Origin of the sequence: Amycolatopsis sp. NBC_00345, from assembly GCF_036116635.1 — a bacterium.
In the GTDB taxonomy this organism is placed as follows: domain Bacteria; phylum Actinomycetota; class Actinomycetes; order Mycobacteriales; family Pseudonocardiaceae; genus Amycolatopsis.
On sequence record NZ_CP107995.1, the window covers coordinates 7,764,016 to 7,785,445 of the forward strand.

General features: G+C 71.0%; 19 protein-coding genes and 1 pseudogene. 9 read left to right on the forward strand and 11 right to left on the reverse strand.

Going from position 1 to position 21,430, the window contains the following annotated elements:
* The first annotated feature begins 1 nt into the window (after nt 1).
* A complete protein-coding gene (locus OG943_RS35030) occupies nt 2-1,099 on the forward strand; it encodes a pentapeptide repeat-containing protein (protein WP_328605207.1) in 1,098 nt (365 codons plus the stop codon).
* A gap of 6 nt (nt 1,100-1,105) precedes the next feature.
* Here OG943_RS35030 and purL read toward each other — a convergent pair whose 3' ends face one another.
* A complete protein-coding gene (gene purL / locus OG943_RS35035) occupies nt 1,106-3,388 on the reverse strand; it encodes a phosphoribosylformylglycinamidine synthase subunit PurL (protein WP_328605208.1) in 2,283 nt (760 codons plus the stop codon).
* A 212-nt stretch (nt 3,389-3,600) separates the two neighbouring features.
* On the opposite strand from purL, the gene OG943_RS35040 reads away from it, so the two are divergent.
* The 3 genes from OG943_RS35040 (at nt 3,601) to OG943_RS35050 (ending at nt 7,464) form a co-directional block, all read left to right on the forward strand.
* Nucleotides 3,601-5,235 (forward strand): ABC transporter ATP-binding protein, encoded by a 1,635-nt coding sequence (locus tag OG943_RS35040; RefSeq protein WP_328605209.1) that lies wholly within the window; start codon nt 3,601-3,603, stop codon nt 5,233-5,235.
* Nucleotides 5,232-6,974 carry an ABC transporter ATP-binding protein gene (locus OG943_RS35045; RefSeq protein ID WP_328605210.1) on the forward strand — a complete coding sequence of 581 codons (1,743 nt, stop codon included), beginning with the start codon at nt 5,232-5,234 and terminating at the stop codon, nt 6,972-6,974. The genes OG943_RS35040 and OG943_RS35045 overlap by 4 nt, the downstream gene beginning before the upstream one ends.
* Nucleotides 6,975-7,050: 76 nt before the next feature.
* The gene (locus tag OG943_RS35050) at nt 7,051-7,464 is read left to right on the forward strand and encodes a pyridoxamine 5'-phosphate oxidase family protein (RefSeq protein WP_328605211.1); all 414 of its coding nucleotides are present in this window, start codon (nt 7,051-7,053) and stop codon (nt 7,462-7,464) included.
* A gap of 67 nt (nt 7,465-7,531) precedes the next feature.
* Here OG943_RS35050 and purQ read toward each other — a convergent pair whose 3' ends face one another.
* Together purQ and purS are read right to left on the reverse strand one after the other, a co-directional pair.
* Nucleotides 7,532-8,209 (reverse strand): phosphoribosylformylglycinamidine synthase subunit PurQ, encoded by a 678-nt coding sequence (gene purQ / locus OG943_RS35055; protein ID WP_328605212.1) that lies wholly within the window; start codon nt 8,207-8,209, stop codon nt 7,532-7,534.
* Entirely contained in the window at nt 8,206-8,445 is a 240-nt protein-coding gene (gene purS, locus OG943_RS35060) for a phosphoribosylformylglycinamidine synthase subunit PurS (protein ID WP_328605213.1), read from the reverse strand. Before purS ends, purQ begins: the two co-directional genes overlap by 4 nt.
* 207 nt (nt 8,446-8,652) lie before the next feature.
* Between purS and OG943_RS35065 the strand changes: the two genes are divergently transcribed.
* Nucleotides 8,653-10,227 (forward strand): GMC family oxidoreductase, encoded by a 1,575-nt coding sequence (locus tag OG943_RS35065; RefSeq protein ID WP_328605214.1) that lies wholly within the window; start codon nt 8,653-8,655, stop codon nt 10,225-10,227.
* Nucleotides 10,228-10,296: 69 nt separating this feature from the next.
* Here OG943_RS35065 and OG943_RS35070 read toward each other — a convergent pair whose 3' ends face one another.
* Nucleotides 10,297-11,211, reverse strand: coding sequence for an MBL fold metallo-hydrolase (locus tag OG943_RS35070; RefSeq protein WP_328605215.1), 915 nt, complete (start codon nt 11,209-11,211; stop codon nt 10,297-10,299).
* Nucleotides 11,212-11,363: 152 nt separating this feature from the next.
* On the opposite strand from OG943_RS35070, the gene OG943_RS35075 reads away from it, so the two are divergent.
* Entirely contained in the window at nt 11,364-12,236 is an 873-nt protein-coding gene (locus OG943_RS35075) for a LysR family transcriptional regulator (protein WP_328605216.1), read from the forward strand.
* A 178-nt stretch (nt 12,237-12,414) separates the two neighbouring features.
* Here OG943_RS35075 and OG943_RS35080 read toward each other — a convergent pair whose 3' ends face one another.
* The 3 genes and pseudogenes from OG943_RS35080 to OG943_RS35090 all read right to left on the reverse strand — a co-directional run bounded on the left by OG943_RS35080 (nt 12,415) and on the right by OG943_RS35090 (nt 16,551).
* Nucleotides 12,415-13,587, reverse strand: a complete 1,173-nt coding sequence (locus tag OG943_RS35080; protein ID WP_328605217.1) for a lactate 2-monooxygenase — start codon at nt 13,585-13,587, stop codon at nt 12,415-12,417.
* A gap of 143 nt (nt 13,588-13,730) precedes the next feature.
* On the reverse strand, nt 13,731-15,227 hold the full coding sequence (locus tag OG943_RS35085; RefSeq protein WP_328605218.1) for an aldehyde dehydrogenase family protein: 1,497 nt from the start codon (nt 15,225-15,227) through the stop codon (nt 13,731-13,733).
* Between the two features lie 255 nt (nt 15,228-15,482).
* Nucleotides 15,483-16,551 (reverse strand): annotated as a pseudogene (locus OG943_RS35090) (MFS transporter).
* On the opposite strand from OG943_RS35090, the gene OG943_RS35095 reads away from it, so the two are divergent.
* The 3 genes from OG943_RS35095 to OG943_RS35105 are packed head-to-tail and all read left to right on the forward strand — an operon-like array spanning nt 16,475 to nt 18,102.
* On the forward strand, nt 16,475-16,936 hold the full coding sequence (locus OG943_RS35095; protein WP_328612372.1) for a hypothetical protein: 462 nt from the start codon (nt 16,475-16,477) through the stop codon (nt 16,934-16,936). The pseudogene OG943_RS35090 and the gene OG943_RS35095 overlap by 77 nt on opposite strands.
* On the forward strand, nt 16,824-17,438 hold the full coding sequence (locus tag OG943_RS35100; protein WP_328605219.1) for an ArsR/SmtB family transcription factor: 615 nt from the start codon (nt 16,824-16,826) through the stop codon (nt 17,436-17,438). Before OG943_RS35095 ends, OG943_RS35100 begins: the two co-directional genes overlap by 113 nt.
* Before the next feature lie 28 nt (nt 17,439-17,466).
* Nucleotides 17,467-18,102 (forward strand): MBL fold metallo-hydrolase, encoded by a 636-nt coding sequence (locus OG943_RS35105; RefSeq protein WP_328605220.1) that lies wholly within the window; start codon nt 17,467-17,469, stop codon nt 18,100-18,102.
* A gap of 47 nt (nt 18,103-18,149) precedes the next feature.
* Here the strand turns inward: OG943_RS35105 and OG943_RS35110 are convergent, their stop codons facing one another.
* From OG943_RS35110 to OG943_RS35125, 4 genes are all read right to left on the reverse strand, one after another.
* Nucleotides 18,150-18,857 (reverse strand): DUF2334 domain-containing protein, encoded by a 708-nt coding sequence (locus OG943_RS35110; protein ID WP_328605221.1) that lies wholly within the window; start codon nt 18,855-18,857, stop codon nt 18,150-18,152.
* A gap of 174 nt (nt 18,858-19,031) precedes the next feature.
* Nucleotides 19,032-19,553 (reverse strand): NADPH-dependent FMN reductase, encoded by a 522-nt coding sequence (locus tag OG943_RS35115; protein ID WP_442874611.1) that lies wholly within the window; start codon nt 19,551-19,553, stop codon nt 19,032-19,034.
* Between the two features lie 108 nt (nt 19,554-19,661).
* Nucleotides 19,662-20,498, reverse strand: coding sequence for a patatin-like phospholipase family protein (locus OG943_RS35120; RefSeq protein ID WP_328605222.1), 837 nt, complete (start codon nt 20,496-20,498; stop codon nt 19,662-19,664).
* A gap of 66 nt (nt 20,499-20,564) precedes the next feature.
* Nucleotides 20,565-21,386 (reverse strand): helix-turn-helix domain-containing protein, encoded by an 822-nt coding sequence (locus OG943_RS35125; protein ID WP_328605223.1) that lies wholly within the window; start codon nt 21,384-21,386, stop codon nt 20,565-20,567.
* Between the last annotated feature and the right edge of the window lie 44 nt (nt 21,387-21,430).

The window sequence follows — 21,430 nt, forward strand, 5'->3', positions numbered from 1 at the left end:
GGTGCGCTCTCCGCTGCTCTGGACGTTCGTCGCGTCGTTCGTGCTGCTCTGCGGGGTCGGCGGCTGGCTGCTGACCGACCCCGCGACGAGCCGCAGCGACGCGCTCAAGACCGCGGGCCTGGCCGGCGGCGCGGTCGTCGCGCTGTACGCGCTGTGGCTCAACGACCGCCGGCGCCGCGTCGAAGAGGCGCGGCAGGAGGTCGAGCGCCAGCGGCACGACCTGGAGATGCGCCGCACCGAGCAGGACCGTGACCGGGCCGCCGACGAGCGGTTCGCGAAGTCTGTCGAGCTGCTCGGCCACGAGGCCGACCAGGTGCGCGTCGGCGCGCTGCACGCGCTGGCGGGCCTCGCGCGCAGCCGTCCGCAGTACACGCAGACGGTGCTGGACGTGCTGTGCTCGTACTTGCGCCGCCCGTTCACCCATGCCCGGTACACCGAGGGCGATGCGACGCCCGAGGACGAGCGGGAGCTGCAGGTACGCCTGACCGCGCAACGGCTCGTCGCCGACCTGCTGCCACCGGCGTCCGAAGTGGACGGTGAAAGTTACGACCTCGACCTGACCGGCGCCGTGCTGGAGTACCTCGACCTCTCCCACCGCCGGATCGGCGGCCTGCTGCTGCGGTACGCGGCGCTCTACAGCAGCACCAACCTCAGTGGCTGCGTGTTCACCGGCCGCGCCTACTTCACCGCCGCGGGCACGGAAGACGGCCGCCTGGTCGGCCGGTTCAGTTGCCGGGGCACGAAATTCCTCGACTACGCGTGGTTCAGCGGCACGAAGTTCAGCGAGGACGCCGACTTCACCGACACCGAGTTCCGCGGCCGCACCGCGTTCAAGGACGCGGTGTTCGCCAAGGACGCCGTGTTCACCGGCGCTTCCTTCGACGGTTCGCTGGATCTGCGCCGCACGTGCTTCCGGGGCCACACCGAGCTGGACTTCGCGCGGGAGCCGGAACGGCCTTCGTTGTACAACACCAAGATTTTGTCCACAAAGGATGCAGTGCTGCCGGAAAGCTGGGAGCTGGAACCGCTCCCCGACGGATCCGGCCGGCTGACCGAGAAAAAGGGGCCGCTCCCGGAAACCCGGGAACGGCCCCTGTGAAGAAACTCAGTCGAACAGCGCGGGCAGCGTGCTCTCGAAAGCGGTCCGCAGCTCGTCGAGCGTGAACTCGGTGATGTCCTGCAGCTCCAGCGCCCCGGACTCTGGGTCGACCACGCCGGTCTTGCGCCACGGCAGGCCACGCGCGGTGCACATCTCGGTGAACCGCAGCTCCTCCGTGCGCGGCACGGCCACCAGCACCCGGCCCGAGGACTCCGAGAACAGCTGCACAAACGGGTCCTGGTCGGCGTCGAGGAACACCCGCGCGCCGCACTGTCCGATGAGGACGGTCTCGACGAGCGCCTGCGCCAGTCCGCCGTCGGAGAGGTCGTGCGCGGCGGAGATCATGCCGTCACGCGAGCCGGCCACCAGGATCTCGCCCAGCAGCTTCTCGCGGGCGAGGTCCACGCGCGGGGGCACACCGCCGAGGTGACCGTGCAGCTCGCGGGCCCAGGCCGAGCCGTCCAGCTCGTCGTGGGTGTCGCCGAGCAGCAGCAGCGTCTCGCCGGCCTCCGCGCCGATGCCGGTCGGGATGCGGCGGGTGACGTCGTCGATCACGCCGAGCACGCCGATCACCGGGGTCGGCAGGATGGCCGTCGAACCGGTCTGGTTGAAGAAGCTCACGTTGCCGCCGGTGACCGGGATGCCCAGCTCCACGCAGCCGTCGGCGATGCCGTGCACGGCCTGCTCGAACTGCCACATCACGGCCGGGTCGGTCGGGGCGCCGAAGTTCAGGCAGTCCGACACCGCGACCGGGGTCGCGCCGCCCGTCACCACGTTGCGGTACGCCTCGGCCAGCGCGAGCTGCGCGCCGCGGTACGGGTCGAGGTAGACGAACTTCGAGTTGCAGTCCGTGGCCACCGAAACGCCGCGGCCGCTGGACTCGTCGATCCGGATCATACCGGAGTCCGACGGCTGGGAGAGCACGGAATTACCGCGCACGTAGCGGTCGTACTGCGAGGTGACCCATTCCTTCGACGCCTGGTTCGGCGACGAGATCAGCTTCAGCAGGTCCGCGCGCAGCTCGTCCGGAGTGGACGGACGGGGCAGGCCCGCCGAGGTGTCCGCGATCAGGGCGTCCTGAGTGGACGGACGCTGGATCGGCCGGTCGTACACCGGGCCCTGGTGCGCGACGGTGTGCGCCGGGACGTCGACCACGACCTCGTCGTGCCAGGTGATCACCAGGTGCTCGCCGTCGGTGACCTCGCCGATGTCGGTGGCGATCACGTCCCATTTGCGGCACACGGCCATGAACGCCTCGACGTTCTCCGGCGAGACGACCGCGCACATGCGCTCCTGCGACTCGCTGGAGAGCACCTCGGCCGGGGTCATTCCGGTGGCGCGCAGCGGAACGCGGTCCAGGTAGATCTGCATGCCGCCGTCACCCGCGGCCGCCAGCTCCGACGTCGCGCAGGACAGCCCGGCGCCGCCGAGGTCCTGGATGCCGACGACCAGTTCTTCCTTGAAGAGGTCGAGGCAGCACTCGATCAGCACCTTCTCGGTGAACGGGTCGCCGACCTGCACACTCGGCAGCTTCCGGCGGCCGGACTCCGACTCGTCGCCGGAGAAGGTGTCGCTGGCCAGCACGGAGACGCCGCCGATGCCGTCGAGGCCGGTGCGCGCGCCGAACAGGATGATCTTGTTGCCGGTGCCCGAGGCGAACGCCAGGTGCAGGTCCTCGACCCGCATCGCGCCGACGCACAGGGCGTTCACCAGCGGGTTGCCCGCGTAGCTGGGGTCGAACACCAGCTCGCCGCCGATGTTCGGCAGGCCGAGGCAGTTGCCGTAGCCGCCGACCCCCGCGACGACGCCGGGCAGCACGCGCTTGGTGTCGGGCGCGTCCGCGGGGCCGAAGCGCAGCGCGTCGGCCACCGCGAGCGGCCGGGCACCCATGGCCATGATGTCGCGCACGATGCCGCCGACGCCGGTGGCCGCACCCTGGTACGGCTCCACATAGGACGGATGGTTGTGGCTCTCCACCTTGAACGTGACGGCCCAGCCCTCGCCGATGTCGACGACGCCGGCGTTCTCGCCGATGCCCGCGAGCATCTTCGACTTCATCTCGTCCGTGGCCGTCTCGCCGAAGTAGCGCAGGTGCTTCTTCGAGGACTTGTACGAGCAGTGCTCGCTCCACATCACCGAGTACATCGCCAGCTCGGCGTCGGTGGGACGGCGGCCGAGGATCTCGCGGATCCGCGCGTACTCGTCCTCGGCGAGGCCGAGTTCCACGTACGGCTGCGTCGTCTCAGGGGTCTCCGCGGCCCGCGCGGTGGTGTCAACGGTGCTGGTCACGGTGTCCGTGTCAGGGTTCGCCACAGGCCCAAGACTACGTGTTGCAGCCGTCACCCCCGCAGGTGGCTGCCACCCGCCGGGCAAAGGCCGCTAAGGCCTCCTTACCCGCGTCCCACGCGGGTAAGGAGGCCTTAGCGGCCTTCGAGCCGGGCCGTTCGCCAGGGGATAAATCGGTCGCGCCGACGGTGGCGCGCCACTTACCGTTGATAATCGTGCTCTCCGCCACGTACCCCTTCCCGACACCCCGGCTGCCCGACCGGCCGACGGCCGGACGCCTCCTGCTCGCGATGCTGCGCACGCGGCCGTGGCTGGTGGTCACGGCCGCCGTGACCGGTGCGCTGTGGTCACTCCCGAGCGCGCTGCTGCCGCTGGTGATCGGCCGCGGCGTGGACGCGATCGCCGCGGGCGACACCGGCGCGCTCTGGCGGTGGGCACTGGTGGCGGCCGGGCTCGGCGTGGTGCAGGCGGGCTTCGGCACGTGGCTGCACTTCGTCTCGTACGGCCTGTGGCTGCACGGCGCGGGCACCACGCAGCGGCTCGTGACGTCGCACACCACGAGGCTGGGCGCGGTGCTGCGGGAGGCGACGACCACCGGCAACGTGGTCGCGGTCACGTCCTCGGACATCAACTGGATCGGCAACACCTTCGAGGTGATCGGCCGCACGGTGGGCTCGGTGGTCGCGTTCGTGGTGATCGGCATCGCGATGCTGTCCTCGTCGCCGCTGCTCGGGATCGTCGCGCTGGTCGGCGTGCCGCTGGCCGTGCTCGGCATCGGGCCCCTGCTGCGGCCGCTGCAGAAGCGCAAGGCCGTGCAGCGGGAGAACCTGAGCGAGGTCAACGCGCTGGGCGCCGACATCGTGTCCGGCCTGCGGATCCTGCGCGGCGTCGGCGGCGAGCGCCGGTTCCTGAAGCGGTTCCGCGCGGCGAGCCAGGTCGTGCGCCGGTCCGGCGTTGAGGTCGGGCGCAGCGAGGCGTGGCTGGCGGCCGCGGAGATCGTGCTGCCGGGCCTGGTCACGGTGGCGATCACCTGGCTGGGCGCGCGGCTCGCGCTCGACGGGACCATCGGCGTGGGCGAGCTGGTGGCGTTCTACGGCGTCTCGGCGTTCCTGGTGGTGCCGGTGAGCACCGCGACGGAGGCGGTCAGCGCGCTCAGCTCGGGCACGGTGGCGGCGCGGAAGATCTGCGGCCTGCTGTCCCTGCGGCCGAAGCTGGCCGAGCCCGCGTCGCCGGTGCCGTTGCCCGAAGGGCTGCTGGACCTCGTCGACACCGAGAGCGGCATCCGGGTCGCGCCCGGCCGGCTGACCGTGGTCGACCTCGGCGCCGAGGCGGAGCCGATCGCCGAGCGGATGGCGCGCTTCACCGACGCCGCCGAGGGCGAACGCGTGCTGGTCGGCGGCGTGCCCGCGGACCAGGTCGCGCTGGCGGAACTGCGCGCCCGCGTGGTGTTCGCGCACAACCAGGACATCTGGTTCTCCGGCGTGCTGCGCGACCAGCTGGCGCCGGCCCGGCCCGGCGAAGTCAGCATCACCGAAGCGCTGTACGCGGCCGACGGCGACGACATCGTGGAGGCCCTGCCCGAGGGCGTCGACGAGCTGATCGGCGAGCGCGGCCGGGAGGTGTCGGGCGGCCAGCGGCAACGGCTGAACCTGGCGCGGGCACTGGCGGTGGACGCCGACGTGCTGCTGCTCGACGAGCCGACCTCGGCCGTCGATGCGCACACCGAGGCCCGGATCACCGAGCGCGTCGCGCAGCTGCGGCGTGGACGGACGACCGTGGTCTTCAGCCAGAGTCCACTGTGGATTCACGTGGCGGACGAAGTGGTACGAGCGAAAGCGGTGACGGTGTGAAGCGGCTTCCCCTGGCCTCGCGGCGCGATGTCCGGCGCTGGGTGCTGAGCACGGCGGCCGAGCACCGGCGCGAGTTCACCGTGATGCTCAGCCTGTTCTTCCTGGCCACGCTGATCGGGCTGGCCGGGCCGCAGCTGCTCGGCCTGCTGGTCGACGGCGTGGTCAGCGGCAGCAGCACCACCCGGGTCGACCTGCTGGCCGGCGGTTTCATCGTGGCGCTCGTGCTGCAGGCGCTGGCGAAGAAGGCGGCGCGGCTGCGCGGGCGGATGTTCGGCGAGCGCGTGCTGGCGCAGACCCGCGAGCGGTTCGTGACGAACGCGCTGGACCTGCCGCTCGGCACCGTCGAAGCGGCCGGCACCGGCGACCTGCTCAGCCGCGCGACGAGCGACATCAGCCGGCTGGACCACGCCGTGCGCTTCGCGGCGCCGGAGATCCTGATCGCCGCGGTGACGGTGGTGCTCACGACCGTGGCGATGGTCATCACGTCGCCGCTGCTCGCGCTGGGGCTGCTGGTCGCCGTGCCGCTGCTGGTGCCCGTGAACATCTGGTACCAGCGGCGGATCCCGACGCGGATGGCGTGGATGCTCGACCGCTGGGGCGACCTGCAGTCGGCCACCCACGAGACGGTCGAGGGCGCGCGGACCACGGAGGCGCTGGGCCTGGCCGAGCGGCGCATCCGCACCGGCACCGACGCGCTGGACCAGGCCGTGCTCGGTGAGCGGCGGATGCGGGCGTTGCAGCTGCGCTGGCTGCCGTCGCTGGAGATCAGCTACGTGCTGCCGATCGCGGTGATGCTGCTGATCGGCACGTTCGCGTACAGCCAGGGCTGGGCCGGGCTGGGCACGATCACGACCATGCTCGCGTACGCCCAGGCCATGACCGCGCCGCTGAACGAGGCGCTGTTCTGGATGGAGGACCTGCAGGTGGCGCTGGCCGCCGCGCGCCGGATCCTCGGCGTGAAGCCGTCCTTGTCGACGGTCGCGAAGGACACGTCGGTGCCGCGCGGGCGGGACATCACCGTCGAGGACGTCCGCTTCGGCTACACCGAGGACCGCGAGGTGCTGCACGGCATCGACCTGCGCGTGCCGCGCGGCGAGCGGCTGGCGATCGTCGGACCGTCGGGCGCGGGCAAGTCGACCCTCGGGCGGCTGCTGGCGGGCATCTCGGCGCCGACGGCGGGCTCCATCCGCGTTGGCAGCACCGAGGTGTCGACCCTGGCGGACGACGTCCTGCGCGGCGAGGTCCTGCTGCTCACGCAGGAGCACCACACGTTCTCCGGCACGCTGCGGGAGAACCTGTCGCTGCCCGCGCGCCGCGACGGGGGCGACTGGACGGACGAGGAGCTGACCTCCGCGCTCGCCTCGGCCGGCGCGGCCGAGTGGGCGGCGGCGCTGCCGGACGGGCTGGACACGAAGCTGGGCTCGGGCGCGTACGCCGTGCCCGCGGGCCTGGCGCAGCAGCTGGCCCTGGCCCGCGTCGTGCTGGCGGACCCGCACACGCTGGTCCTGGACGAGGCGACGTCCCTGCTGGACACGGGCTCGGCGCGGGAGCTGGAGCGTTCGCTGAACGCGGTCCTCGCGGGCCGCACGGTGATCGCGATCGCCCACCGACTGCACACGGCGGCCGCCGCCGACCGCGTCGCCGTGGTCGAGGGCGGGCGCATCACGGAGCTCGGTTCACACGCGGAGCTGATGGCCGCGGGCGGTCCCTACGCCCGGCTGGTGGCGGCCGCGGGCTGAGTCCTCGGGGAATGTGGGTGGCGGCCTCGGCGTTGGTTCGGTTCGAACCGACCTGACGGGGGTTTTTATGCCGGTTATGACTGTGACCGAACGCGAGAAGTTCCTGGCCGAGCCGCACGTGGGGGTGCTCGCCGTCGCGCGCGACGGGCAGCCGCCACTGGCCGTGCCGATCTGGTACGACTACGAGCCGGGCGGCGAGCTTCTGCTGTGGACCCAGCGGGGCTCGGCGAAGGGACGGGCGATCCAGGCCGCCGGGGAGCTGAGCCTTTCGGTGCAGCAGGAGACCCGGCCGTACCGGTACGTGACGGTCTCCGGGCCGGTGGTGGCGGCCTCCGAGGCGCCCACCGACGCCGAGGCGTTCCGGATCGCCGCCCGTTACTCGCCGGACGACCAGGCGCGCGCGTTCGTGGACGGCAGGCTCAACGAGGGCTCGGTGCTGATCCGCGTCCGGCCGGAGAAGTGGCTGTCTTCCGACCACGGCAAAGCCTGAGGTGACCTGGGAAAGGCCTCGCACCGGGTGTCCGGGTGCGAGGCCTTTTCCTTGTGGCTCTTGTGGTTCAGATCTTCGCGAGCGCGTCCACCGCGCTGTAGAACATACCGAGGCCGTCGTCCGACGGGCCGGTCAGCGCGTCGATCGCGTGCTCGGGGTGCGGCATGAGGCCGACCACGCGGCCGTTCTCGCTGCGGACGCCCGCGATGTCGTTACGGGAGCCGTTGGGGTTGCCGCCGACGTAACGGAACGCGACGCGGCCCTCGGCCTCCAGCATGTCCAAAGTGGGCTGCTCGGCCATGTAGCAGCCGTCGTTGTTCTTCAGCGGGATGAGGATCTCCGCGCCCCGCTCGTACCGCGTGGTCCAGGCCGTCTCGTTGTTCTCGACACGGAGCCACTGGTCGCGGCAGACGAAGTGCAGGCCGACGTTGCGGATCATCGCGCCGGGCAGCAGGCCGGCCTCGCAGAGGATCTGGAAGCCGTTGCAGATGCCGAGCACGGGCATGCCCTTGCGGGCCGCCTCGATCACCGACGTCATCACCGGCGCGAAGCGCGCGATCACGCCGGCCCGCAGGTAGTCGCCGTAGGAGAAGCCGCCGGGGACGACCACGCCGTCGACGCCGTGCAGGTCGTCGTCGGCGTGCCACAGGGGCACGGCCTCGGCGTCGGCGTAACGGACCGCGCGCGCGGCGTCGCCGTCGTCGAGGGTGCCGGGGAAGGTGATGACGCCGATTCGGGCGCTCACGCGTCCACCCGGCGGATCGTCCACTGCTCGATCACGGGGTTGGCGAGGAAGCCCTCGGCGATCTTGGCGAGCGTCTCGTCGTCGACGGAATCGTCGACCTCGAGCTCGAAGTGCTTGCCCTGACGCACTTCCACGACCCCGCTGAAGCCCAGCCGCGGCAGCGCGCGGGCCACCGCCTGGCCCTGCGGGTCGAGGATCTCGGGTTTCGGCATGACGTCGACGACGACTCGGGCCACGGTTGGCTGCTCCTTATTCACGCAGGTCGTGGGTACCGCCTGAGCGTACTTGACCGGCCCCGGCGTCCGCCCGACCGGTGCCGGGCGCCTTGCGACTGGCCACGACGTGGCGCCAGGAGGATGCTGCTCAAGGGGCCTTTCCCCAGGCCGCGGGCTGGGCCATGATGAGTCGTTGGCGGCACGCCAACATGAGCAGCTGGAGGCATCGTGGCCGGTCAGGAGTCCTTCGACTACGTCATCGTCGGAGCGGGCAGCGCGGGGTGCGTGCTGGCCGCCCGGCTGAGCGAGGACCCGTCGGCGCAGGTGCTGCTGCTCGAGGCCGGCGGCGAGGACACCGCCGACGAGATCCACATCCCGGCCGCGTTCGCGTCGCTGTTCAAGACCCGCTGGGACTGGAACTACGAGACCGTCGAGCAGAAGCACACCGGCAAGCCCGCCTACTGGCCGCGCGGCAAGATGCTCGGCGGCAGCTCGTCCATGAACGCGATGATCTACATCCGCGGCAACCGCGCCGACTACGACGGCTGGCGCGATGCCCACGGCGCCACCGGCTGGGGCTGGGACGACGTCCTGCCGTACTTCAAGCGCGCCGAGGGCAACCAGCGCTTCGACGGCCCCCTGCACGGCACCGACGGCCCGCTGCATGTCGAGGACCGCCGTTTCACCCACGAGCTGTCGAGCGCCTGGGTCGACAGCGCCGTGAGCTGGGGGCTCAAGCGCAACGAGGACTTCAACGGCGAGGCGCAGGAGGGCGCGGGCGTCTACCAGGTCACGTGCAAGCGCGGCCGCCGCTGGTCCACCGCCGACGCCTACCTGCGGCCCGCGCTGTCACGGCCGAACCTGACCGTGCGCACCCACGCGCAGACGACCCGCGTGGTCTTCGAGGGCACGCGCGCGGTCGGCGTGTCCTATGTGGACAAGGGCGTGGAGGTGACGGTGCGCGCCTCGGCCGAGGTGGTGCTGTCCGGTGGCGCGGTGAACTCGCCGCAGCTGCTGATGCTGTCGGGCGTCGGCCCGGCCGAGCACCTGCGCGAGCTGGGGATCGACGTGGTCGCCGGGCTGAGCGCCGTCGGCGACAACCTGCACGACCACCCAGCGGCCGGGATCATCTGGTCCACCAAGGGCACCACGGACCTGATCGACGCGGCCACCCCGGCCGGGCTCGTGCGTTACCAGCTGACGCGGCGCGGCCCACTGGTGTCGAACATCGGCGAGGCCGGCGCGTTCTTCTCCACCCGCGACGGCCTGGCCGGGCCGGACATGCAGGTGCACGTCGCCCCGACGCTCTTCTACGACAACGGCATGCGCGAGCCCACCCTCCCCGGCTTCACCTCCGCGGCCACCCTGGTGGACGTCGCCAGCCGCGGCCGCCTCCGGCTGAAGTCGGCGAACCCGATGTGGAAGCCGGAAATCGACCCGGCGTACTACTCGGAGCCGATCGACCTGGACACCATCAAGTCCGCCCTGCGCTCGCTGATCGAGATCGGCCGCTCGGGCCCCTTGGCGCGTTTCCTGGACAAGCCCTTCCTCCCGTCGACGCACGAGCTGTCGGACGACGCGCTAACCGACCACGTCCGCGAGAACACCCAGACGCTCTACCACCCGGTCGGCACCTGCGCGATCGGCACGGTGGTCGACCCGGACCTTCGCGTCCTCGGTGTGGACGGCCTGCGCGTTGTTGATGCTTCGGTGATGCCGGTGGTCCCGCGCGGGAATACCAACGCACCGACGATCATGGTGGCGGAGAAGGCTGCTGATTTGATTCGGGGGCGTTCGGCTTAGGTCGGTTCGGCTCGCGGGCTTGCGTGCTCGGATTGACGTGGCCGGATTGTCGCGGACGTTCTCCGTCCATCACTCCACGCCACTGCCAATCGGCGCCGGATGTTCGGAGCAAAGGCATTTCACCCCCGTTTCAAGCCACTCCCGGCCGGCCCAATCGGGATGGCGCCGGATCATCAGCGCCGAAATCTCCTCGACGATCGTCTCCTCGCTCATCGCCGAATCGCGGCGGGCCCAGGTTTCGTCGCGGAGGAGGGTGAGGTAGTCGCGGACGTCGGCGAGCAGCTGGGCGTCACCGATGGCGCCGTGGCCGGGGACGACGACTCGCGGGGGCTCGGCGGCCAGGCGGCGCATCACCGCGAGCCAGCGGGTGCCCGAAACGTCGGCGTCGTGCGGCGGGAACCACGGGAAGATCGCGAACTGGCCCGCTTCCACGAGGTCGCCGGTGAACAGGACGTCCGCGTCGGGCACCTTCACCACCTGGTCGCCCCGGCTGTGCGCACGGCCGGTCGCCCGCAGCTGCACCACGCGACCGCCCAGGTCCAGGTCATACGCCTGGTCGTAGACGACGTCGGGCTGCGCCAGCTCAACACCCTCCAGCCGGTGCGCGACCGCGGCGCCGAGCCCCCGGAACATCTCGAGGTAGCCGGGCCCCTTCGTCTTCAGGTCGTCGGCTTGGGCCTGGTTGATCAGGAACGTCGCCTCGCCCGCGAAGGTCTGCGCGCCGAACGCGTGCTCGGGGTGGAAATGCGTGGTGGTCAGGTACAGCTTGCGACCTCGCGCGTACTCCTCCGCGAATTTCAGCACGACTTCCGCGTTACTCGGACCCATTCCGGTATCGACGACAAGAACGGCGTCCCGTCCGCCGATGACGCCGATATTCGGCACGAGCTGAACATTTCCGTTCGGAATGACCACCAAATCCCGCGCTAGTTCCTGAATTCCCGCTACCTGCACGACGGGATCTGATGAAACTGGTTCGACCATGACTTCTCCCCGCACCAAAAGCGCCGACGTCCCACCGCTCGAACACGGGCGGTGGCGCGGCGGATCAACGTAGGTCCAGTCCACCGCGCAGCCGCGAGGTTGTCCAAGTCCGATCCCGCGCCACCGATACCGTCCGGGTATCGTCACTGGTGATGGACTTACGCGAGCTGCGTTATTTCGTGGCGGTCGCCGAGGAACTGCACTTCGGCCGGGCCGCCGCGCGGCTGAACATGACCCAGCCGCCGTTGAGCCGGGCCATCAAGCAGCTTGAGACGGACCTGGGCCAGGTCCTGCTGCACCGCTCGCCCAGCGGGGTGGCGCTCACCGCCGCCGGCTCGGCGCTCTACGACGAGGCGTGCACCCTGCTGACCCAGGCCGACCAGGTTCGCACGCGGGTGGCCGCGGCGGCCGGCGCGGCCACCATCACCGTCGGCACCCTCGCCGACAGCGCCGAGCAGGTCGGCATCCGGCTGGCCGCCGCGTACCGCGAACGTCATCCCGGGCTGCACGTCCGGATCCGCGAGGCGGACCTGACCGACCCGACCGTCGGGCTGCGAACCGGCCAGGTCGACGTGGCCCTCACCCGCGCGCCCTTCGACGAGACGGGCATCGTCACCCACGTGCTGCGCACCGACCCGATGGGCGTGGTCCTCCGCGCGGACGATCCCTTGGCCGATCGGGAAAGCCTCCACTCCGACGACCTCGCCGACCGCCTGTGGTTCCAGCTGCCGGAAGGCACCGACCCGATCTGGCGGGCGTACTGGCGCGGCCCAGCCGGCCCACTTCAGGACGGCCCAGTCGTGCGGACGGTCCATGAGTGCATGCAGGCGGTCCTGTGGAACGGGTCCGTGGGGCTGACGCCACTTGTCCACAAGCTGCCCGCGGGGCTCACGACGGTGCCACTGGTGGACATGCCGCCCAGCAACCTGGTCGTCGCCTGGGCCGGTGCCAATCCTGGGCCGCTCATCCGGTCGTTCGCGCAGATTGCTGTGGCCGTTTACCGCCCGGCCGCTCCTTCTCGTTAGGCCCGACCCAGCGAGAATCGCCGTCGCGTTAGGTCGGACCCAACCAACCGTCCACAGTCAGTTGTCCACATAGGCCACTTATCCACGTCTGCAAGTTGTCCACATAGGTCAGTTGTCCACATGTGGATCGAGGCCCCGGTCGATTGCCCACAGGATCCACAGGACGGCTGGGTTGGACCTAACGAAGCTTGCGGAGCGTGTCGGGGGTCAGGTCGGCGAGAGTGGGGTAGCCGTCGACGGCCATGATGAGGTCGGCTTCGGCCAGGAGGGTGCGGAGGACGTGGACAACTCCGTCCGCGCCGTCCAGGGCCAGGCCCCAGGCGTACGGGCGACCGACACCGACCGCGGTGGCGCCCAAGGCCAGGGCCTTGATCACGTCGGCGCCCGAGCGGACACCCGAGTCGAACAGGACCGGGACGTCGCCGGCCGCCTCGGCCACACCGGGCAGGCAGGCGAGGGCCGGGAGACCACCGTTGGCCTGACGGCCGCCGTGGTTGGAGCAGTAGATGCCGTCGACACCGCCGTCGATGGCCCGGCGCGCGTCGTCGGGATGCTGGATGCCCTTGACGATCAGCGGGAGCTTCGTCAGCGAACGCAGCCACGGCAGGTCGTCCCAGGTCAGCGGGCTGCCGAAAACCTGTGCCCACAGGCCGACGGCCGCCATCAGATCCTCCTCCGGCGCCTTGCCGAGGAGCTTGCGGAAGACCGGGTCGGTGAAGTAGTTGGCGAGGCAATGCCCGCGCAGCTGGGGAAAGTTGGCTGTGGACAAGTCGCGCGGGCGCCAGCCCGTGACCCAGGTGTCGAGCGTGACCACGATGCCCTTGAACCCCGCCGCCTCCGCGCGTTGGACCAGTGACGCGGCCAGATCCCTGTCGGTCGGGGTGTAGAGCTGGAAAAACCCAGGCGTGTCACCGAATTCGGGGACGACCTGTTCGATCGGGTCGACGGTGAGCGTCGAGGCGACCATCGGCACGCCGGTCTTCGCGGCGGCGCGGGCGGTCGCGAGGTCGCCGTGGCCGTCCTGCGAGCAGATCCCGATCACGCCCACCGGCGCGAGGAAGAGCGGAGTTGGCAGCTTCAGGCCGAAAAGGTCAACCGAGAGGTCACGTTCCTTGGCCCCGACGAACATCCGCGGGACGAGCCCCCAGTCGCCGAAGGCCTCGGCGTTGCCGCGCTGGGTGGCCTCGTCACCGGCACCACCAGCCACATAGGACACAACTGACGGCGGAAGTGCCTGCGCCGCGCGGGCTTCCAGTTCGTCGTAGGCCATCGGCATGGTCGGGACCCGGCCGGTGAGTCCGGCGAAGTAGATCTCGTTCTGGAAGTCGCCGAAAGATGAGGGGCGGGTCATCGTGCTCTTTCTGCTCGGTTCGCACCTGGCGAGGTGCGGCACACCACGGCCGGCGACCCGGTCAAGGCGAGGGAACTCTCCTTGCCGAGGGCCGCCGGCCGCGTCTGGCTTCGAATCGAGGTGCGGGAATGGCTGGGTCGGACCTAACGCTTGCCGTGCAGGATGGTGATCAGCTTGACCACCAGCGCGTCGGTGGATTCCTTGCGGTTGAAGGAAGTCAGCGCGATCGGCGCGGTGAACCGCTGCCGCGCGACGGCCTTCGGCCGGGCGAACTCACGCAGTCCTTCCGGGCCGTGGATGCGGCCGAAACCCGAGTCGCCGACGCCGCCGAAAGGCAGCGAGGCGATGCCGGCGAAGGACAGCGGCGCGTTGATGGACGTCATGCCCGTGCGGAGGCGAGCCGCGAGCTCCATGCCTCGCGACTTCGAGAACACCGTCGAGCCCAGGCCGTACTTGGTGGCGTTGGCCTTGTCCACAGCCTCATCCATGTCACGGACCTTGGCGATCGTCACGGTCGGGCCGAAGGTCTCCTCACGCACGGCCTCCGAATCCTCGGGGACGTCCACCAGCACGGTGGGCTGGGCATAACGATCGCCGACGGAGTCGACGCCGCCGATCACCGCGCGGCCACCGCGTTCGATGGCGTCGGCGATGTGGCGACGGATCACCGCGAGCTGCGAAGGCATCGTGACCGGGCCGTACTGGGCGTCCTCGTCGGAGCCCGCGCGGACGTCGCGCGACTTTTCCACAACCTTGGCCACGAACTCGTCGTGCACCCGTTCGTGGACGTACACCCGCTCGACGCCGATGCAGGTCTGGCCGGAGTTCGAAAAGGCGCCCCACACGGTGGCATCGGCGGCGGCGTCGAGGTCGGCGTCCGCGTCGACGAGCACCGGGTCCTTGCCGCCTGCCTCGATCACGACCGGGGTGAGCGTCTGGGCCGCGGCCGCCATGATCTTCTTGCCGGTGGCGGTGGATCCCGTGAAAGCGATTTTGTCCACACCCGCGCTGACCAACGCCGCGCCGGTTTCACCGAAGCCGGTCACGAGCTGAAGCACCGGCTGCTCCGGGACGATTTCGTTGAAAGCATCCACAAGCCACTTACCAACACCCGGTGTGTACTCGCTGGGCTTGAACACAACGGCGTTGCCGGCCGCGAGCGCGTACACAATCGAGCCGAGCGGCGTGAACACCGGGTAGTTCCATGGGCCGATCACACCGACGACGCCGAGCGGCCGGTACTCCACCGTCGCCGCCTGGTTCGACATCAGCAGGCCGGCCGAACGGCGTTGCTTGCCAAGGATCTTGCGCGCGTGCTTGCCCGCCCACGCGATGTGCTCGATGGCCAGGACGGACTCGAGCTGGGCGTCGACGATCGGCTTTCCGGTCTCGTCGCGCACCACCTGGCAGAGCTGCGGCAGGCGTCGTGTGATCACGCCCTTCCACTGCCGGAGCCGGTCCGCGCGGCCCGCGTACCCGAGGCCGTCCCACCACTCGGCCGCGACGCGAGCGCTTTCGACGGTGGCGCGCACGTCCTCGGCGCTGTGCACCGGGTACGTGCCCACGACCTCGTCGGTCGCCGGGCTGAGCGAATCGAAGGTCTCGCCGACCGAAGTCGGCTTCGGCTGGACGGCGGTCATCGGCGTCTCCCCTTGCTCTCGGCTTACGGCCCAGGCTACGAGGTTGCTGACGCAGTGCCAATACTCGCCCGAGACTCATCGCCAGCATCGCATCGGCGGGCGCCGGGGGAAAGGGTGATCACGCCGTGCCCAGGCCCCCGTGACGGCTGCTGGTGCGGCGGGAGGGGCTCAAGTGGCTCGTGTGGTCATCGGCGAGGCCTCTGGTTGGTCGGCCCTAAACCCGTCACGATTGGGTGAGTATCGCGGCCGCCGTGTTCAAAGATCCCTCAGTCGGGTGGTGGCGAACAGGGCCGCCGCGACGCCGGGGAGCGGTGCGAGCCACAGCGGCAGCACCCCGACGGCCAGCGACCCCAGACCGAAGCCACAGGACTGCACCGTGAACGACAGCGAAAACCCCCTCCGACCTGCGGTTCTCCGGAAGTAGCCGCTGCATGTTCACCGACGCGACGGCGACGAGCGGCCCCGTCGCGACGCCCACCAGCACGACGCCGGCCAGCAGCCCGGGCCAGCCGAGGTTCGCGGCCACGACCGTCCCGCCCACGACGAAGCCGGCCAGGAACAGCCGGGGGTCGCCGACCTTCCCACGCCAGGCGTAGAGGGCGCTTCCCGCGATGCTCGCCCCACACAACACGGCCACGACCAGCGGCGCCGCGGTGACGGACGCGCCGAGCCGCTGCACAAGAGGCAACGGCGCGACCTCGATCGTCGAGAGCAACAACCCGACGGCGAACTGGCACGCCAGCCACGGCAGACAGCGCGCGAGCGGGACTTTCGCACCGGGTACGGGCGGGGCAGCGGGCTTGTTGCCGACGGGTCGCGACGCTGCGGGCGGCTCTTGGCGGGGCTGCGGAGCTGTGGGGATTTCGGTGAGTGGTCGTGGCGCTCCTCGCTGGTCGTGGTCTGGCTGCAGGTCGGCGGGCCTCGCGCGGGGTTGCGGCGGGTCCGCGGGGCGCGGTGGGTCCGGAGACGGCGGTGGGTCCGGAGGTCGTGGTGGATCCGCAGGTGGCGGTGGGTCCGGAGGTGACGGCCGGTCCGGAAGTCGTGGCTGGTCCAGGGGTGGTGGGGTGGTTGGGCGGCGGGGTACCAGTAGCGCGGCGGCGCAGCAGGCGGTGGCCATGGCGGTCAGCGGAGCGAACGGGCCCAGCAACGCCAGGCCTCCGACGAGGGCGGGGCCGGTGATGAGGATGCCGTCCAGGAGCATTGCGTCCACTGCTACGGCTTGGGGGAGCAGGGCGTCGTCGACGGTGGTGGCCAGGAGTGAGCGGAAGCCGCCCGAGAGGCCGGCTGCCAGGGCACCGGGCAGGGCCACCAACGCGATCAGCATCAGGGCGCTCGGCTGGGACGCCGAAGTGGGTTCCGGCGGGCCGCCCGGCGAGGGCACCGAGGTGGCTTCCGACGGGGCGCTCGGCGAGGGCACCGAGGCGGCTTCCGACGGGGCGCTCGGCGAGGGCACCGAGGCGGCTTCCGACTGGGCGCTCAGCTGGGGTATCGAGGCGGCTTCCGACGGGGCGCTCGGCGAGGGCACCGAGGCGGCTTCCGACTGGGCGCTCAGCTGGGGTATCGAGGCGATCTTCGCCGGGTCGCCCGTGCTTGCCCATGCTGCGATGGTCAAGGTCGCCAGGCCTAGCGCGACTAGACCAGCTGGAGCTGGTGTGGCATCGGCTGATCGCGCCGCGCTGGCCGCGGTTTCGGGAGGTGCTGGCCGCTGACATCCGGCACCGGACGCGGGTGCTTGGGGAGCATGGCGTCGCGGCGGTGTTCGAGACGTTGCATCCTCGGGTGCGGGTGGCGGGGGACTCGGTGCTGGTGGACGTCGCCGCGCGGGAGCGGCTGGAGCTGGACGGGCGGGGGCTGCTGCTGGTGCCCGGCGTGTTCACCTGGCCGTCGGTGGGGGTCGTGACCGTTCCGCCGTGGCAGCCGACGCTGCTCTACCCCGCCCGCGGCGTCGGCGAGCTGTGGACAGCGCGCGCGGAGCCGCCGGACGCACTGGCCGGGGTGCTCGGGCGGACCAAGGCGACGTTGCTCACGGCGCTGGACCGGCCCGCCGCCACCACGGAGCTGGCCGGGCGGCTGGACCTCGCCGCCGGGACCGTCTCCGCGCACCTCACGGCGCTGCGGGCGGCGGGGCTCACCGCGTCCACCCGCAGCGGGCACCGCGTCCTGTACCGCCGGACTGAGCTTGGCGACGCCCTTTGCGCAGGCATAAGGTGAAAGTGACCATGTGTGAAGGAGAATCCTGATGCGGATCGTCCATTTCGGACATGCCTGCGTACTTCTGGAGACCGACGGCGAGCGGATCCTGATCGACCCGGGCACGTTCTCGACCGACTTCGAGGGCGAGCGCGAGCTGTCGGCCGTGTTCATCACCCACCAGCACTTCGACCACATCGACAGCGAGCGGCTGCCGAAGGTGCTGGCGGCGAACCCGGACGCGAAGCTGATCGTCGACCCGGGCTCAGTCGAGACGGTCGAGAAGCTGAACCTGCGGTTCGAGGTCGCCAACCCCGGTGACGCCTTCGAGATCGGCTCCACCTCGGTGAACGTCGTGGGCGGCGAGCACGCCGTGATCCACAGCGACATCCCGCGGATCCCGAACATCGGCTACGTGGTGGACCACGGCGCGTTCTACCACCCGGGCGACTCGTTTTTCGTGCCCGAGCAGAAGATCGACGTGCTCGGCCTGCCCACGGGCGCGCCCTGGCTCAAGGCGGGCGAGGCCGTGGACTTCCTGCGCGCCGTCGCACCGCGTCGCGCGGTGCCGATCCACGAGGCGGTGCTCGCGAACCCGGGCATGCACTACGGGCTGTTCGGCCACCTCTCGCCCGAGGGCACCGAGGTCAAGGTCCTCGACCGCGGCGAACTGACTGAGGTCTGACGCTCGACCGCCACCGCCACCGCTGCCGTATCGGGCGGCGGTGGCGGTCAGGCCGCGGCGGTGTGGCGCAGCGAGCCGTACGTGCTGCCGAAGGCGCGGTTCTCGAGGGCGACGTCTATGGCGTCCAGGAACGCCTGGCGCAGGCCGGGGCGGGCGAGGTCCACGGCGTCGATGTCCAGGCGCACCAGGCCGCCGCGGCGAGCGGCGCGCGCGGCCGCCAGCACGAGCGCGAAACAACGGACCGTTTCGGTGCGGTGCGACTGGCTGGTGAACTCCTGGACGCGGGCGCGCCGGACCTCCCCGGTCACCAGGTCGCGCACCGAGACGAGGTCCGCGCAGAGCGTGAAACCGTGTTCCCGCAACGCTTGCAGCGTCCCCGACGACGCGAGCCAGCGCGGCGGAGCGAACCCGTCGACGGTGACGCCGGTGGTGTCCAGCGCGGCCTTCGCGGCGATCAGGCGCAGACGGGCCTCGTGCGCGGGCAGTGCGGCGAACTCGGCTTTGCGGCCCAGCTGCACGGCGCGGTGCGTCGGCGCGACGCGGTGGTCGTAACCGTGCAGGAGCACGGAATCACCCGCGGCGGAGCGGCCGCGGACCCACGCCGTGACGGGCCCACTCTCGGTCCGCGCGACGTGCAGGATCGAGAGCGGGACGCGGCGTCGCTCCAGCTCGGCGGCGAGGTCGGCGCAGCGGTGCAGCGTGCGCGGGGTGGTCCCGGACAGCGATACCAGCAGGCGTGCTTCCACACCCACCATTGGGCCCGACGCCGGTGGCGGCCGCCTGACCACGCCGTGAACTGCGCAGAAAAGACACGTGAGGCTTTGCCCTCCGCCGAGACGCACCGAGACGCGCCGAGGCCGGGTCGAAGGTGGGCCGCGAAAGCGCCGAAGTGTCAGCCGAAGCGCCGGACGAACTGCCAGACGAAGCCCCTAAGCCTTCGCACCCTCCAGCAGACGGCGGACGGCCACCGCGATACGCCCGCGGAGGTCGGGGTCCGTCACCTCGCCATCGGCCACCGCGTGGCGGGGCACGGGGATGCGGACGCAGGCGTCGTCGACGATCTGCGCGCCGGCGTACGTGAGCACCTTCCGGAGGGAGTCGTGGGCGTCGGCGCCGCCGGTGGGGGCCGCGACGGAGGAGGCGTTGACCCACGCCACCGGCTTGCCGTAGACCTCACCGCCGCCGACGGTCCAGTCCAGCAGGTTCTTGAACGAACCCGGCAGGCCGCCCGCGTACTCGGGGGTGCAGATCAGCACGGCGTCGGCCGCGGCGATCTCGGCGCGGAGGGTGGCCACGGCCGGGTGCAGGGGCTCGACGTCGTCGTCGGGGTTGAAGTGGGGGAGATCGGCCAGCCCGGCGTAGACCTTCGACTCGGCGAAACGCCCGGCGGTCGTCAGTACCGCCGCGTTGCCCGAGCCCGCCCGCAGACTGCCGCAGATGAGCAGGATCACGAAGCCAGTGTGCCAGCGAAAGTCCTTCTCAGGTGGCAACTTTCCGCCGACAGTCCACCGCGGCCGGACCTTCACGCCGACGTCAACCCCCGCCACGCACCGAAAACGTCACGCCCAGTCGATCTTCGCCGTCCTCCCCTGTGCCCGCCCGGCCTTCGCCGCCGGGGTACGGGACGCCGGGTCCAACGGGTTGGACCCGATCGCCGCGAGCGAAGCCTCGTCCGGCTCCAGGAGCGCGACCTCGGCCCCGGCCGCGCGCAGCTCGGCGACGGCCTCGACGAGCGGCTTCTCGCACGGGAACGGCTCGGCTTGGCCCAGCGGGAGAATGATCAGCACCCGCGACGCACCGGCCGCGTAGTCGGCGTTCGCCGCCGAGCGGACCCCGCCATCGACATAACGATGGCCCTCGATCGTGGCCGGTGGCCAGATGCCCGGCACGGCACAGCTCGCGGCGACGGCATCGACCAGGCTCACGCCGGACGTGTTGTCGAAGACCCGCGGCTCGCCGGTCGCGGCGTCCACCGCGACGAGCTTCACGGCGCGCTCGGGCCACTCGTGTGACGGCAGCCGCGCCTCGATCACCGCGCGGCGCTCCGGCTCCGGCACCGTGTCCGCAGTGAGCGAGAACCCGCCGATCGCGCGCCGCAGCTCCGGGATCGGGGAGGTGTCCCCCAGTGCGCCGGCCATCTGCGCGCCGAAGGCCTCCAGGTCCAGCTCGGCCATCAGCTCGGCATTCTGCCGCCCCGGCTCCGCCTGGCGCGCGTACAGCTCTTCCAGGCTCAGGCCGCTGCCCAGCTGCGCGGCCACGGTGGCGCCCGCGGACGTGCCCACGAGCAGGCCCGCGCCGGTGACGTCCTGTCCCGCTTCGGCCAGCCCCGCGAGCAGCCCGGTGATCCAGGCGATCCCGGCCACCCCGCCGCCGCCCAGTACCAATGCCTCGCTCATGTCCTGTCCTCTCTGCCGTCCACGATCATCAGTGTGCCAGCAGGCACCGACAATTCGCGGCGGCGCTCACTCCACCAGCCCCTGCAGGATCCCGTCGATCAGCTCGCGCGCCGGGTCGCCGCGGAGCGCGAGGTCCTTAATGGACTTCGCGGCTGAGCGGTAGTGCCGCACCCGGACGGTGCTCGAACTGTGCGCGCTCTCGTTGGACAGCTCCTCGTAGACGATGGTGGGCAGGTCCGCGAAGTCGAAGATCGAGAAGGCGCCGCTGAGCCCCGGGTGGTAGTCGGTGTCGATCGGCATGATCCGCAGGTCGATGTGGTCGTACTCCAGTACCGAACGCAGGTACCGCAACTGGTCCGCCATCACCTCCGGGCCGCCGACGCGCTTGCGCAGCGCGGCTTCGCCCAGGACGACGGCGCACTTGGTGAGCTTGCCGCGCTCGAAGACCTCCCGGCGGGCGAGCCGCGCGGCCACCAGCCGCTCGACGTTTTCCACGCCGGGGCTGCGCAGCACTATCCGCGCGTACGAACTGGTTTGCAGCAGATCGTGCACCAGCAGTGGTTCCCAGGCGAACAGCGCGGTCGCCGTCTTCTCCCACTCCAGGTACGCGCCCTCGGTGCTGGTGCCGAGCCAGTTGGCTTCCTGGGCGCCGCGGGCCATTTCGAGGATGCGGTGGCGCTCTTCGCCGACGATCCGGCAGTGGGCGAGCACGGCGCCGACGTCCTCGGGTTTGGGCAGCCGGACGCCGCGCTCCCAGTTGGAGAGGAAGCCCGGTGCGATGCCGAGCAACCGGGCCATTTCGCGCACGCCGAGCTTGCGCTTCTCCCTGGCAGCGCGGAGTTCCAGGCCGAGCGCTCTGGCCCGGGGTGTTGCGTAGGGTACGACCATTTGTGCAGTGTGTCAGGGGGATCTGACACTTTTCGGGTTGGACC